The sequence below is a fragment of the Pseudomonas sp. B13(2017) genome (genome assembly GCF_002113245.1).
GTDB lineage: Bacteria > Pseudomonadota > Gammaproteobacteria > Pseudomonadales > Pseudomonadaceae > Aquipseudomonas > Aquipseudomonas putida_Z.
Window position 1 is genome coordinate 85,760 of sequence record NZ_NEJX01000016.1, and the last position, 13,938, is coordinate 99,697.

Annotated in this window: 11 protein-coding genes; 10 read left to right on the top strand and 1 reads right to left on the bottom strand. The window is 61.9% G+C overall.

Going from position 1 to position 13,938, the window contains the following annotated elements; all coding sequences use genetic code 11:
* Positions 1 to 32: 32 nt before the first annotated feature.
* The 7 genes from dnaK to CAG44_RS19930 all read left to right on the top strand — a co-directional run bounded on the left by dnaK (position 33) and on the right by CAG44_RS19930 (position 9,787).
* Entirely contained in the window at positions 33 to 1,958 is a 1,926-nt protein-coding gene (gene dnaK / locus CAG44_RS19900; protein ID WP_085692847.1) for a molecular chaperone DnaK, read from the top strand.
* A gap of 197 nt (positions 1,959 to 2,155) precedes the next feature.
* On the top strand, positions 2,156 to 3,280 hold the full coding sequence (gene dnaJ, locus CAG44_RS19905) for a molecular chaperone DnaJ (protein ID WP_025340707.1): 1,125 nt from the start codon (positions 2,156 to 2,158) through the stop codon (positions 3,278 to 3,280).
* A gap of 13 nt (positions 3,281 to 3,293) precedes the next feature.
* A complete protein-coding gene (gene dapB, locus CAG44_RS19910) occupies positions 3,294 to 4,100 on the top strand; it encodes a 4-hydroxy-tetrahydrodipicolinate reductase (RefSeq protein ID WP_013974295.1) in 807 nt (268 codons plus the stop codon).
* A 326-nt stretch (positions 4,101 to 4,426) separates the two neighbouring features.
* Positions 4,427 to 5,563, top strand: coding sequence for a glutamine-hydrolyzing carbamoyl-phosphate synthase small subunit (carA, locus tag CAG44_RS19915; protein WP_025340706.1), 1,137 nt, complete (start codon positions 4,427 to 4,429; stop codon positions 5,561 to 5,563).
* A gap of 105 nt (positions 5,564 to 5,668) precedes the next feature.
* On the top strand, positions 5,669 to 8,890 hold the full coding sequence (carB, locus tag CAG44_RS19920) for a carbamoyl-phosphate synthase large subunit (RefSeq protein ID WP_015271865.1): 3,222 nt from the start codon (positions 5,669 to 5,671) through the stop codon (positions 8,888 to 8,890).
* Positions 8,887 to 9,369 (top strand): transcription elongation factor GreA, encoded by a 483-nt coding sequence (gene greA, locus CAG44_RS19925; RefSeq protein WP_013974292.1) that lies wholly within the window; start codon positions 8,887 to 8,889, stop codon positions 9,367 to 9,369. Before carB ends, greA begins: the two co-directional genes overlap by 4 nt.
* Positions 9,347 to 9,787 carry a hypothetical protein gene (locus tag CAG44_RS19930; protein ID WP_049798463.1) on the top strand — a complete coding sequence of 147 codons (441 nt, stop codon included), beginning with the start codon at positions 9,347 to 9,349 and terminating at the stop codon, positions 9,785 to 9,787. The genes greA and CAG44_RS19930 overlap by 23 nt, the downstream gene beginning before the upstream one ends.
* A gap of 141 nt (positions 9,788 to 9,928) precedes the next feature.
* Here CAG44_RS19930 and yhbY read toward each other — a convergent pair whose 3' ends face one another.
* A complete protein-coding gene (gene yhbY / locus CAG44_RS19935; protein ID WP_003249945.1) occupies positions 9,929 to 10,237 on the bottom strand; it encodes a ribosome assembly RNA-binding protein YhbY in 309 nt (102 codons plus the stop codon).
* 102 nt (positions 10,238 to 10,339) lie between these two features.
* Between yhbY and rlmE the strand changes: the two genes are divergently transcribed.
* From rlmE to folP, 3 genes are all read left to right on the top strand, one after another.
* Positions 10,340 to 10,966 carry a 23S rRNA (uridine(2552)-2'-O)-methyltransferase RlmE gene (gene rlmE / locus CAG44_RS19940; RefSeq protein ID WP_025340705.1) on the top strand — a complete coding sequence of 209 codons (627 nt, stop codon included), beginning with the start codon at positions 10,340 to 10,342 and terminating at the stop codon, positions 10,964 to 10,966.
* A gap of 203 nt (positions 10,967 to 11,169) precedes the next feature.
* Positions 11,170 to 13,074, top strand: coding sequence for an ATP-dependent zinc metalloprotease FtsH (ftsH, locus tag CAG44_RS19945; protein WP_025340704.1), 1,905 nt, complete (start codon positions 11,170 to 11,172; stop codon positions 13,072 to 13,074).
* 8 nt (positions 13,075 to 13,082) lie between these two features.
* On the top strand, positions 13,083 to 13,934 hold the full coding sequence (gene folP / locus CAG44_RS19950; RefSeq protein ID WP_085692848.1) for a dihydropteroate synthase: 852 nt from the start codon (positions 13,083 to 13,085) through the stop codon (positions 13,932 to 13,934).
* Positions 13,935 to 13,938: the final 4 nt, after the last annotated feature.

The window sequence follows — 13,938 nt, forward strand, 5'->3', positions numbered from 1 at the left end:
TGCTACCAAATTCAAGTTTCGGGAGAGTTAACATGGGTAAAATCATCGGTATCGACCTGGGGACCACCAACTCGTGCGTCTCTGTTCTGGAAAACGGTAACGTCAAGGTCATCGAAAACGCCGAAGGTGCGCGTACCACCCCTTCGATCGTGGCCTACGCCAATGATGGCGAAATCCTGGTTGGTCAGTCGGCCAAGCGTCAGGCGGTCACCAATCCGCACAACACTCTGTTCGCAGTGAAGCGCCTGATTGGCCGTCGCTTCGAAGAAGACGTGGTGCAGAAAGACATCAAGCTGGTGCCTTACAAGATCGTCAAGGCCAGCAACGGCGACGCCTGGGTACAAGCCAGCGGCAAGGACATGGCTCCGCCGCAGATCAGCGCCGAAGTCCTGAAGAAAATGAAGAAAACCGCCGAAGACTACCTCGGCGAGCCAGTTACCGAAGCGGTCATCACCGTTCCGGCCTACTTCAACGACAGCCAGCGTCAGGCCACCAAGGATGCCGGTCGCATCGCTGGCCTGGACGTAAAACGCATCATCAACGAGCCGACTGCCGCTGCGCTGGCTTACGGCATGGACAAGGCCAAGGGCGACCACACTGTCATCGTTTATGACCTGGGTGGCGGTACCTTCGACGTTTCGGTCATCGAAATCGCCGAAGTCGATGGTGAGCACCAGTTCGAAGTACTGGCTACCAACGGCGACACCTTCCTGGGTGGCGAAGACTTCGACATGCGCCTGATCGACTACCTCGTCGACGAGTTCAAGAAAGAGTCCGGCATGGACCTGAAGAACGATCCGCTCGCGCTGCAGCGTCTGAAAGAAGCCGCTGAAAAGGCCAAGATCGAACTGTCCTCCGCTCAGTCGACCGACGTGAACCTGCCGTACATCACTGCAGACGCTACCGGTCCGAAGCACCTGAACGTGAAGATTTCCCGTGCCAAGCTGGAATCTCTGGTCGAAGACCTGGTTGCCCGTACCATCGAGCCTTGCCGCATCGCTCTGAAAGACGCTGGCATCGATGCCAGCAAGATCGACGACGTGATCCTGGTCGGCGGTCAGACCCGCATGCCGCTGGTGCAGAAAGCCGTTGCCGACTTCTTCGGCAAGGAAGCGCGCAAGGACGTCAACCCGGACGAAGCCGTGGCCATGGGTGCTGCCATCCAGGGCGCCGTGCTGGCCGGTGACGTGAAAGACGTACTGCTGCTGGACGTCAGCCCGCTGACCCTGGGTATCGAAACCATGGGTGGCGTGATGACTTCGCTGATCGAGAAGAACACCACCATCCCGACCAAGAAGTCGCAGGTGTTCTCGACTGCCGACGACAACCAGGGTGCCGTGACCATTCACGTGCTGCAGGGTGAGCGCAAGCAGGCTGCCCAGAACAAGTCGCTGGGCAAGTTCGACCTGGCTGACATTCCGCCGGCACCGCGTGGCGTGCCGCAGATCGAAGTAACCTTCGACATCGACGCCAACGGCATCCTGCACGTCAGCGCCAAGGACAAGGCCACCGGCAAGTCGCAGTCGATCGTGATCAAGGCCAACTCCGGCCTGTCGGACGAAGAGATCGAGCGCATGGTGCGTGACGCCGAGGCCAACGCCGAGGAAGACCGCAAGTTCGAAGAGCTGGCCGCTGCCCGTAACCAGGGTGATGCGCTGGTTCACTCGACCCGCAAGATGGTCGCTGACGCTGGTGACAAGGTTACCGCCGAAGAGAAAACCGCCATCGAGGCTGCCGTTGTTGCCCTGGAAGCCGCTGTCAAAGGCGACGACAAGGCTGCCATCGACGCCAAGGTCGAAGAGCTGTCCAAGGTATCGGCACCGGTTGCCCAGAAGATGTACGCCGAGCAGTCGGCCGAACAGCCTCAGGACGGCGCACAGCAGGCCGAGCCGGAAGCCAAGCACGATGACGTGGTTGACGCTGAGTTCGAAGAAGTGAAAGACAACAACAAGCAGTAATCCCTGCATGTTGTCGGCCGGTTCACCGCCGTTTGGCGGTGAGCTGGTAGGATGTCGCCGCGCGGGGGCTTGCTCCCGCGTTGGCGTATCTGGAATTCGAGAATTTTTACAGCATCTGTCAGTGGCCCTGGTGGGCAAAAGGCAGGTGCTGATGGCGCGGCGCAGATGCCAGACGCCCAACAAGGTGCAAATGACCTATGTCCAAGCGTGATTATTATGAGGTACTGGGTGTCGAGCGCGGCGCCAGCGAAGCTGACCTCAAGAAGGCTTACCGCCGCCTGGCGATGAAGTACCACCCGGACCGAAACCCCGGCGACAAAGAGTCGGAAGACAAGTTCAAGGAGGCCAACGAGGCCTACGAAGTGCTGTCTGACGCCAGCAAGCGTGCGGCCTTCGACCAATACGGCCATGCGGGTGTAGACCCGAGCATGGGTGGCGGTGGCGCCGGTTTCGGCGGTGCCAACTTCTCCGACATCTTCGGCGATGTGTTCAGCGACTTCTTCGGTGGCGGCCGCGGCGGCTCGCGTGGCGGCGCCCAGCGCGGCAGCGACCTGCGCTACACCCTGGAACTGAACCTGGAAGAGGCGGTGCGTGGCACCACGGTCAGCATCCGCGTGCCCACCCTGGTCAACTGCCAGCCTTGCGATGGCTCCGGTGCCAAGAAGGGTTCGACCCCGTCCACCTGCCCGACTTGTGGCGGTATCGGCCAGGTGCGCATGCAGCAGGGCTTCTTCTCGGTACAGCAGACCTGCCCGCGCTGCCATGGCCAGGGCAAGATCATTACCGACCCCTGCACCTCGTGCCACGGCGAAGGTCGTGTCGAGGAATACAAGACGCTGTCGGTCAAGGTGCCGGCAGGTGTCGATACCGGCGACCGCATCCGCCTGTCGGGCGAGGGCGAGGCTGGTACCCATGGTGGCCCGACTGGCGACCTGTATGTGGTGATCAACGTGCGTGAGCACGAGATCTTCCAGCGTGATGGCAAGCACCTGTACTGCGAAGTACCGATCAGCTACACCGATGCCGCCCTGGGTGGCGAGCTGGAAGTGCCGACCCTCGATGGTCGGGTGAAGCTGAAGATCCCGGAAGGTACTCAGACCGGCAAGCAGTTCCGCCTGCGCGGCAAGGGTGTTGCCCCGGTGCGCGGTGGTGGTGCGGGTGACCTGCTGTGCCGCGTGGCGGTGGAAACACCGGTCAACCTCAGCCGCCGCCAGCGCGAGTTGCTCGAAGAGCTGCGTGATTCGCTGGAAGGCGATAGCTCCCACTCGCCCAAGGCCAGTGGCTGGTTCGATGGCGTGAAGCGCTTCTTCGGCGATCTCTGACAAGGAAATGGCTATGCGACGTATTGCAGTGATGGGCGCGGCAGGGCGGATGGGCAAGACCCTCGTCGAAGCCGTGCAGCAGCAGGCTCCCCAGGCGGGGCTGACGGCGGCGATCGACCGCCCGGACAGCTCGCTGGTAGGGGCTGATGCTGGTGAGCTGGCGGCCCTGGGCCGTATTGGTGTGCCGATTTCCGACGACCTGAGCAAGGTGGTCGATGAGTTCGACGTGCTGATCGACTTCACCCACCCTTCGGTAACCCTGAAGAACCTGGCGTTCTGCCGCAAGGCGGGCAAGGCCATGGTCATCGGCACCACTGGCTTCACTCCAGAAGAGAAGCAGCAGCTGGCCGAAGCCGGCAAGGAAATCCCGATCGTCTTCGCCGCCAACTTCAGCGTCGGCGTCAACCTGTGCCTGAAGCTGCTGGATACCGCGGCGCGCGTGCTGGGTGACGATGTGGATATCGAAATCCTCGAAGCGCACCACCGGCACAAGGTCGATGCGCCGTCGGGCACCGCGCTGCGCATGGGTGAAGTGGTTGCCCAGGCGCTGGGTCGCAACCTGCAGGAAGTGGCCGTGTATGGCCGTGAAGGGCAGACCGGTGCGCGTGAGCGTCAGACCATCGGCTTCGCCACCGTGCGTGCCGGTGATGTGGTGGGTGACCATACCGTGCTGTTCGCCGCCGAAGGCGAGCGCGTCGAGATTACCCACAAGGCTTCCAGCCGCATGACCTTCGCCAAGGGCGCCGTGCGTGCGGCGCTGTGGCTGGACGGGCGTGAGCCTGGCCTGTACGACATGCAGGATGTGCTCGAGCTGCGTTAAGCAGTTGGAGTTGTGTTGGCTTCTTCGCGGGCTTGCCCGCTCCCACAGGGATAGCGCAAGCCTTGAGGTTTGTGGAGCCTTGTGGGAGCGGGCAAGCCCGCGAAGAAGCCAGCACAGATGTCAGCCTGTCGCATTGATGTGTTTTAGAGGCACATCCGCGGTAGACCGAAAACGCACTTTTCTGTAAGCTACAGCTTTAGTGTGTCCACTAAAAGCGCGCAGCGAATTGAATTCAGCACATGAAAGCGGGGTGACGTGTCCATACGTCACTCCGCTTTTTTGCAACCTGCGATCGCCCTTTCATGCTTGATTTACGGGAGGTCTTCTTGACAAAGCCAGCCATACTCGCCCTTGCCGACGGCAGTATTTTCCGCGGTGAAGCTATCGGTGCCGACGGTCAGACCGTTGGTGAGGTGGTATTCAACACCGCTATGACCGGCTACCAGGAAATCCTTACAGACCCTTCCTACGCGCAGCAAATCGTTACCCTGACCTACCCGCACATCGGCAACACCGGTACTACCCCGGAAGACGCCGAGTCGAACCGCGTCTGGTCCGCTGGCCTGGTCATCCGTGACCTGCCGCTGCTGGCCAGCAACTGGCGTAACACCCAGTCGCTGCCTGAGTACCTCAAGGCCAACAACGTCGTCGCCATCGCTGGCATCGACACCCGTCGCCTGACCCGAATCCTGCGTGAAAAGGGCGCTCAGAACGGTTGCATCCTCGCCGGTGACAACATCAGCGAAGAAGCCGCCATCGCCGCTGCCCGCGCCTTCCCGGGCCTGAAGGGCATGGACCTGGCCAAGGTCGTTTCTACCAAGGAACGCTACGAGTGGCGCTCCAGCGTGTGGGAGCTGAAGACCGACAGCCACCCGACCATCGAAGCCGCTGACCTGCCTTACCATGTGGTCGCCTTCGACTACGGCGTCAAGCTGAACATCCTGCGCATGCTGGTTGCCCGTGGCTGCCGCGTGACCGTGGTGCCGGCCCAGACCCCGGCCAGCGAAGTGCTGGCACTCAACCCGGACGGCGTGTTCCTGTCCAACGGCCCTGGCGACCCCGAGCCGTGCGACTACGCCATCCAGGCGATCAAGGACATCCTCGAGACCGAGATCCCGGTATTCGGCATCTGCCTGGGCCACCAGCTGCTGGCCCTGGCTTCTGGTGCCAAGACCGTGAAAATGGGCCACGGCCACCACGGTGCCAACCACCCGGTCCAGGACCTGGACACCGGTGTGGTCATGATCACCAGCCAGAACCACGGCTTTGCCGTTGACGAGGCCACCCTGCCGGGCAACGTCCGCGCCATCCACAAGTCGCTGTTCGACGGCACCCTGCAGGGTATCGAGCGTACCGACAAGAGCGCGTTCAGCTTCCAGGGCCACCCTGAAGCGAGCCCAGGCCCGACCGACGTCGCGCCACTGTTCGATCGTTTCATCGATGCCATGGCCAAGCGCCGCTGAGCATCCTGCTTCAAGGCCCCGGGCCGGCTTGCGCCGCGCCCGGAAGCGCCTGACCCAGATTGTTCAAAGCGGCTTGCCGACTGACCCCGGATTTGAGTGACAACCATGCCAAAACGTACAGACATCAAAAGCATCCTGATTCTCGGCGCTGGCCCGATCGTGATCGGCCAGGCCTGCGAATTCGACTACTCCGGCGCCCAGGCTTGTAAGGCCCTGCGCGAGGAAGGTTTCCGCGTCATCCTGGTGAACTCCAACCCGGCCACCATCATGACCGACCCGGCCATGGCCGACGCCACCTACATCGAGCCGATCAAGTGGCAGTCGGTGGCCAAGATCATCGAGAAAGAGCGCCCGGACGCACTGCTGCCGACCATGGGTGGCCAGACTGCACTGAACTGCGCCCTGGACCTGGAGCGCCACGGCGTTCTGGAAAAGTTCGGCGTGGAAATGATCGGTGCCAACGCCGACACCATCGACAAGGCCGAAGACCGCTCGCGCTTCGACAAGGCGATGAAGGACATCGGCCTGGAGTGCCCGCGCTCCGGTATCGCCCACAGCATGGAAGAAGCCAACGCCGTCCTCGAGCGCCTGGGCTTCCCGTGCATCATCCGTCCGTCGTTCACCATGGGCGGCACCGGTGGTGGTATCGCCTACAACCGTGAAGAATTCGAAGAAATCTGCGCCCGTGGCCTGGACCTGTCGCCGACCAAGGAACTGCTGATCGACGAATCGCTGATCGGTTGGAAGGAATACGAGATGGAGGTGGTCCGCGACAAGAAGGACAACTGCATCATCGTCTGCTCGATCGAGAACTTCGACCCGATGGGCGTGCACACCGGTGACTCGATCACCGTTGCCCCGGCACAGACCCTGACCGACAAGGAATACCAGATCATGCGCAACGCCTCGCTGGCGGTGCTGCGTGAAATCGGTGTGGAAACCGGCGGTTCCAACGTGCAGTTCGGTATCTGCCCGAACACTGGCCGCATGGTCGTGATCGAGATGAACCCGCGCGTTTCGCGTTCCTCGGCGCTGGCTTCCAAGGCCACCGGCTTCCCGATCGCCAAGATCGCTGCCAAGCTGGCTGTCGGCTATACCCTCGACGAACTGCAGAACGACATCACCGGCGGCCGCACCCCGGCGTCCTTCGAGCCGTCGATCGACTACGTCGTCACCAAGCTGCCGCGTTTCGCCTTCGAGAAATTCCCGAAAGCCGACGCCCGCCTGACCACCCAGATGAAGTCCGTGGGTGAAGTCATGGCCATCGGCCGTACCTTCCAGGAGTCCCTGCAGAAAGCCCTGCGCGGCCTGGAAGTCGGCGCCTGCGGCCTCGACCCGAAAGTCGACCTGGCCAACCCTGAAGCCAGCAGCATCCTCAAGCGCGAGCTGACCGTACCGGGCGCCGAGCGAATCTGGTACGTGGCCGACGCCATGCGTGCCGGCATGACCTGCGAGCAGATCTTCGACCTGACCGGCATCGATATGTGGTTCCTGGTGCAGATGGAAGACCTGATCAAGGAAGAAGAAAAGGTCAAGACCCTGGCCCTGTCGTCGATCGACAAGGACTACATGCTGCGCCTCAAGCGCAAGGGCTTCTCCGACCAGCGCCTGGCCAAGCTGCTGGGTATCACCGACAAGAACCTGCGCCGTCACCGCCACAAGCTGGAAGTGTTCCCGGTGTACAAGCGCGTCGACACCTGCGCTGCCGAGTTCGCCACCGACACCGCCTACCTGTACTCCACCTACGAGGAAGAGTGCGAGGCCAACCCGTCGACCCGCGACAAGATCATGATCCTGGGTGGCGGCCCTAACCGTATCGGCCAGGGTATCGAGTTCGACTACTGCTGCGTACACGCCGCACTGGCGCTGCGTGAAGACGGTTACGAGACCATCATGGTCAACTGCAACCCGGAAACCGTCTCCACCGACTACGACACCTCCGACCGCCTGTACTTCGAGCCGCTGACCCTGGAAGACGTGCTGGAAGTGTGCCGCGTCGAGAAGCCGAAAGGCGTGATCGTCCACTACGGCGGCCAGACCCCGCTGAAACTGGCCCGCGCCCTGGAAGAAGCCGGCGTACCGATCATCGGTACCAGCCCTGACGCCATCGACCGCGCCGAAGACCGCGAGCGCTTCCAGCAGATGGTTCAGCGTCTGAACCTGCTGCAGCCGCCAAACGCCACCGTGCGCAGCGAAGAAGAAGCCATCAGCGCCGCTGGCGGCATCGGCTACCCGCTGGTAGTGCGCCCGTCGTACGTGCTGGGCGGCCGTGCCATGGAAATCGTCTACGAACTGGACGAGCTCAAGCGCTACCTGCGTGAAGCCGTACAGGTGTCCAACGACAGCCCGGTACTGCTCGACCACTTCCTCAACTGCGCCATCGAGATGGATGTGGATGCGGTGTGCGACGGCACCGACGTGGTGATCGGCGCGATCATGCAGCACATCGAACAGGCCGGCGTTCACTCCGGTGACTCGGCGTGCTCGCTGCCACCTTACTCGCTGAGCAAGGAAGTGCAGGACGAAGTCCGCGTACAGGTCAAGAAAATGGCCCTGGAGCTGGGCGTGGTCGGCCTGATGAACGTGCAGCTTGCCCTGCAGGGCGACAAGATCTACGTGATCGAAGTCAACCCGCGTGCTTCGCGTACCGTGCCGTTCGTCTCCAAGTGCATCGGCACCTCCCTGGCGATGATCGCAGCCCGCGTCATGGCCGGCAAAACCCTCAAAGAGCTGGGCTTCACCCAGGAAATCATCCCGAACTTCTACAGCGTCAAGGAAGCCGTCTTCCCGTTCGCCAAGTTCCCGGGGGTTGACCCGATCCTCGGCCCTGAGATGAAATCGACCGGTGAAGTCATGGGTGTCGGTGACAGCTTCGGTGAAGCCTTCGCCAAGGCCCAGATGGGTGCCAGCGAAGTGCTGCCGACCGGCGGTACCGCCTTCATCAGCGTGCGTGACGACGACAAGCCGCAAGTGGCTGGCGTTGCCCGCGACCTGATCGCCCTGGGCTTCGAAGTGGTTGCAACTGCCGGCACTGCCAAGGTTATCGAAGCGGCTGGCCTGAAAGTGCGCCGTGTGAACAAGGTGACCGAAGGTCGCCCGCACGTGGTCGACATGATCAAGAACGACGAAGTGTCGTTGATCATCAACACCACCGAAGGCCGCCAGTCGATCGCCGATTCCTACTCGATTCGTCGCAATGCGCTGCAGCACAAGATTTACTGCACCACTACCATTGCGGCCGGTGAAGCCATCTGCGAGGCGCTGAAATTCGGTCCGGAAAAGACCGTTCGTCGCCTGCAGGATCTGCATGCAGGACTGAAAGCATGAGCATTACCAAGTACCCGATGACCGTCCAGGGCGCTCGCGCCCTGGAAGAGGAGCACCTGTTCCTGAGCAAGACCGAGCGCCCGCGCCTGAGCCAGGCCATCGGCGAAGCGCGCGAACTGGGCGACCTCAAGGAAAACGCCGAATACCATGCCGCCCGTGAAGAGCAGGGCATGGTCGAGGCGCGTATCCGCGATATCGAAGGCCGCCTGCAGAACTCGGTGGTGATCGATGTGACCACCATCCCTCACACCGGCAAGGTGATTTTCGGTACCACCGTGGTGCTGGCCAACACCGAAACCGATGAAGAGGTGTCCTACCAGATCGTCGGCGAGGATGAAGCTGACGTGAAGCAGGGCAAGCTCTCGAGCGGTGCGCCGATTGCCCGTGCCATCATCGGCAAGGAAGAAGGTGATACTGTCGTCGTCAAGACGCCTAGCGGGACGGTCGAGTACGAGATTGTCGAAGTCAAGCACATCTGACCGGCGCCTGCGGGCGCCATCCCTCGAGGGGATCCTCTGGCAGCTGGCCCAGGTTTTCTGGGTCGGTGGCTTGTGGGTGTTTCACGTGGGGCTGGTGCCCGCGCTCAAGGTCAGTGGCCTGGCGCCGCTGCTGGTGCAGGATATCGCCGGGCAGATCGACCGCTGGTTGATCGGTGTGGCGCTGCTTGGCTTGTTGACCCAGCTGGCGGTGCTGGCAAGGGTGGACGGCCTGTCAGCCTGGTGGCAGCAGTTCCGTGGCCAGATGCTGTTGCTCGGCTTCGGTGCATGCGTGGGGTATTACACCTTGCGCTACGGTATTTCCGTTGGCGAGCGCTGGCAGCTGCTCTGTTTCCTGGTGCTGGGCTTTTCCGGCATCGTGCTGGTGGCCCAGCCGGTTCCGGTCAAGGTGCGCCGCTAAACGGCTCGAGATCGCTGGGGCCGCTTTGCGGCCCATCGCCGGCAAGCCGGCTCCCACACCGACCGCATCGAATTCAGGCCATGCGCCGTACCTGTGGGAGCTGGCTTGCCGGCGATGGGCTGCGCAGCAGCCCCCGTGCCGTTACTTGTAACGGTGGATATTGGACAGCTGCTTGTTCGGCTGTGGGTTCTTGCGGTAGATCAGGGCTTTCTTGCCAATGGTCTGCACCAGTTCGGCACGGCCGGCCTTGCACAGTTCGGCAATGGTCTCGGCCCGCTCTTCGCGGTCTTCCGAGCGAATTTCGACCTTGATCAGCTCATGGTCGACCAGGGCGCGCTCCAGTTCGGCGATGACGCCTTCATTCAAACCGTTGCCAGCAACGATCAGGACCGGCTTCAGGTCATGACCAATGGACTTGTATTGCTTCTTCTGCTCGTTATTGAGCGGCATAATCTGACCCTTTCCGTCTGATTCTGTAAAATTGACCGGCATTTTACCCGAGGGCCACCGGCTCCGCCCAGTCAATCACGACGCATATCATCGAGGTGCCCCGTGGTACAACGTTCCAAAAGCAGCGCAAACTGGCTGCGAGAGCATTTCAACGATCCTTTTGTGAAACAGGCACAAAAGGATGGCTACCGTTCGCGTGCGAGCTACAAATTGCTGGAGATCCAGGAAAAGGACCGGCTGATCCGCCCAGGCATGAGCGTGATCGACCTCGGCGCGGCTCCTGGTGGCTGGTCGCAGGTGACCAGTCGTCTGATTGGTGGCCAGGGCCGCCTGATCGCTTCCGACATCCTGGAGATGGACTCGATCCCCGATGTGACCTTCATCCAGGGCGATTTCACCCATGATGAAGTGCTGCAGCGCATTCTCGAGGCCGTCGGCGATTCGCACGTGGACCTTGTGATTTCCGACATGGCCCCCAATATGAGTGGTACGCCTGCGGTGGACATGCCGCGTGCCATGTTCCTCTGCGAGCTGGCCCTCGATCTGGCAACCCGCGTGCTAAAGCCCGGCGGCGATTTCCTGATCAAGATTTTCCAGGGCGAAGGTTTTGACGTGTACCTCAAGGACGTGCGCAGCAAGTTCGACAAGGTACAGATGCGCAAGCCGTCGTCGTCGCGTGACCGTTCCCGCGAGCAGTACCTGCTGGGCAGGGGTTTCAAAGGGGCATGAAAGGCGTGAAGCGTGGTGGCCGATAGTTATTTCCAATCGGCCGCTGCGTCAGGATCGTCCGAACTTCGTGTAGTCTAGCTTTCACAAAGGGTTACAGACGGTGCCTGCGGCTGCGTAGGTAATGTAGTAAGTTAGGGCGATGAATATCATGCGAGGAACGGCTGCGTCGTGCGCCGACCTCAGAGGGTAGCGAATTGAACGACATGGCAAAGAATCTGATCCTGTGGTTGATCATCGCAGCTGTCCTGGTGACAGTGATGAACAACTTCTCCAGCCCTAACGAGCCGCAGACCCTCAACTATTCCGACTTCATCCAGCAGGTCAAGGATGGCAAGGTCGAGCGTGTGACCGTCGACGGCTACATCATTACCGGCAAGCGCGCCGACGGCGACAATTTCAAGACCGTTCGCCCGGCCATTACCGACAACGGCCTGATCGGCGACCTGGTCGACAACCACGTCATCGTCGAAGGCAAGCAGCCTGAGCAGCAGAGCATCTGGACCCAGCTGCTGGTGGCGAGCTTCCCGATCCTGGTGATCATCGCCGTGTTCATGTTCTTCATGCGCCAGATGCAGGGCGGCGCGGGCGGCAAGGGCGGGCCGATGAGCTTCGGCAAGAGCAAGGCGCGCCTGCTGTCCGAAGACCAGGTCAAGACCACCCTGGCCGACGTTGCAGGTTGCGACGAAGCCAAGGAAGAGGTTGGCGAGCTGGTCGAGTTCCTGCGCGACCCGGGCAAGTTCCAGCGCCTGGGCGGCCGTATCCCGCGTGGCGTGCTGATGGTCGGCCCGCCCGGTACCGGTAAGACCTTGCTTGCCAAGGCCATCGCCGGCGAGGCGAAGGTGCCGTTCTTCACCATCTCCGGTTCGGACTTCGTGGAAATGTTCGTCGGTGTCGGTGCCAGCCGTGTGCGCGACATGTTCGAGCAGGCCAAGAAGCACGCCCCGTGCATCATCTTCATCGACGAGATCGACGCCGTTGGTCGCCACCGTGGCGCCGGCATGGGTGGCGGTCACGACGAGCGTGAGCAAACCCTCAACCAGTTGCTGGTGGAGATGGACGGCTTCGAAATGAACGATGGCATCATCGTCATCGCCGCTACCAACCGTCCGGACGTGCTCGACCCGGCTCTGCTGCGCCCCGGCCGCTTCGACCGCCAGGTGGTGGTTGGCCTGCCGGACATTCGTGGTCGCGAGCAGATCCTCAAGGTGCACATGCGCAAGGTGCCGGTCGGCGAGAACGTCAACCCGGCGGTCATTGCCCGTGGTACCCCTGGCTTCTCCGGTGCAGACCTGGCCAACCTGGTCAACGAGGCCTCGCTGTTTGCCGCGCGCGCCAACAAGCGCCTGGTCGAAATGAAAGAGTTCGAGCTGGCCAAGGACAAGATCATGATGGGCGCCGAGCGCAAGACCATGGTCATGTCCGAGAAAGAGAAGCAGAACACTGCCTATCACGAGGCTGGCCACGCCATTGTCGGTCGCCTGGTGCCTGAGCACGATCCGGTCTACAAGGTTTCGATCATTCCGCGCGGTCGTGCCCTGGGCGTGACCATGTTCCTGCCGGAAGAAGACCGCTACAGCCTGTCCAAGCGCGCACTGATCAGCCAGATCTGTTCGCTGTACGGCGGCCGTATTGCCGAAGAAATGACCCTGGGCTTCGACGGTGTCACTACCGGCGCGTCCAACGACATCATGCGTGCCAGCCAGATCGCCCGAAACATGGTGACCAAGTGGGGCCTTTCCGAAAAACTCGGCCCGCTGATGTACGCCGAGGAAGAAGGCGAGGTGTTCCTGGGCCGCAGTGCTGCCAGCCAGCACGCCAGCGTTTCCGGCGAAACCGCCAAGCTGATCGACTCGGAAGTGCGCAGCATCATCGACCAGTGCTACGCCACGGCCAAGCAGTTGCTCACCGACAACCGTGACAAGCTCGATGCCATGGCCGAAGCGCTGATGAAGTACGAGACCATCGACGCCGAGCAGATTGACGATATCATGGCCGGCCGTACCCCCCGCGAACCGCGCGACTGGGATGATGACTCGGCTTCGGGCAAGCCTGCAGCCCAGGGTGATCGCCCGGAATCGCCGATCGGCGGTCCAGCGGCTCAACACTAAGGGCATCTATGAGCTCAGCGCAGTACCCGACCCGGTTGCCTTGCGGCAACCGGGTTCTTGATTTGTCGCGTACCCATGTCATGGGTATTCTCAATATCACCCCTGATTCCTTCTCCGATGGCGGGCGCTTCAACCAGCGCGACGAGGCGTTGCGTCATGCCGAAGCGATGGTTACCGCAGGCGCCACGCTGATCGACATCGGCGGCGAGTCCACGCGTCCGGGCGCGCGCGCGGTATCGGTGACCGAGGAGCTGGAGCGGGTAGCCCCCATGGTCGAGGCGATCAACAGCCGCCTCGATGTGGTCATCTCGGTCGATACCTCCACCCCGGCGGTCATGCGTGAATCGGCGCGCCTCGGTGCCGGGCTGATCAACGACGTGCGAGCCCTGGAGCGCGATGGCGCCCTGGACGCTGCCGCGGATACCGGCCTGCCGGTATGCCTCATGCACATGCGCGGCGAGCCGGGTAACATGCAGGACGACCCACATTACGAAGATGTGACCGCCGACGTTACGCGTTACCTTGAGCAGCGAATGGCCGCCTGCGCTGCGGCGGGCATCGACGCAAACAGAATCATCCTTGATCCGGGCTTCGGTTTCGCCAAGACACTGGCGCACAACCTGAGCCTGTTCAAGCATATGGAAGCGCTCTATCGCCTTGGGCGCCCGCTGCTGGTGGGTGTTTCACGCAAGAGCATGATCGGCCTGACGCTGGAACGTCCGGTCGGCGAGCGGTTGTACGGCAGCCTCGCGCTAGCGGCGTTGGCCATGACCAAGGGGGCGAGCATCCTTCGTGTCCATGACGTGGCCGAAACCGTTGATGTGGTGCGCATGATCGCTGCGGTGCAAAACGCCGAATAAGAAC

What these genes read in the sequence shown, in the direction of transcription:
- dnaK (WP_085692847.1), top strand. Translation starts at nt 33, where the DNA reads ATGGGTAAAATCATCGGTATCGACCTGGGGACCACCAACTCGTGCGTC.
- dnaJ (WP_025340707.1), top strand. Translation starts at nt 2,156, where the DNA reads ATGTCCAAGCGTGATTATTATGAGGTACTGGGTGTCGAGCGCGGCGCC.
- dapB (WP_013974295.1), top strand. Translation starts at nt 3,294, where the DNA reads ATGCGACGTATTGCAGTGATGGGCGCGGCAGGGCGGATGGGCAAGACC.
- carB (WP_015271865.1), top strand. Translation starts at nt 5,669, where the DNA reads ATGCCAAAACGTACAGACATCAAAAGCATCCTGATTCTCGGCGCTGGC.
- greA (WP_013974292.1), top strand. Translation starts at nt 8,887, where the DNA reads ATGAGCATTACCAAGTACCCGATGACCGTCCAGGGCGCTCGCGCCCTG.
- yhbY (WP_003249945.1), bottom strand. Translation starts at nt 10,237, where the DNA reads ATGCCGCTCAATAACGAGCAGAAGAAGCAATACAAGTCCATTGGTCAT.
- ftsH (WP_025340704.1), top strand. Translation starts at nt 11,170, where the DNA reads ATGGCAAAGAATCTGATCCTGTGGTTGATCATCGCAGCTGTCCTGGTG.
- folP (WP_085692848.1), top strand. Translation starts at nt 13,083, where the DNA reads ATGAGCTCAGCGCAGTACCCGACCCGGTTGCCTTGCGGCAACCGGGTT.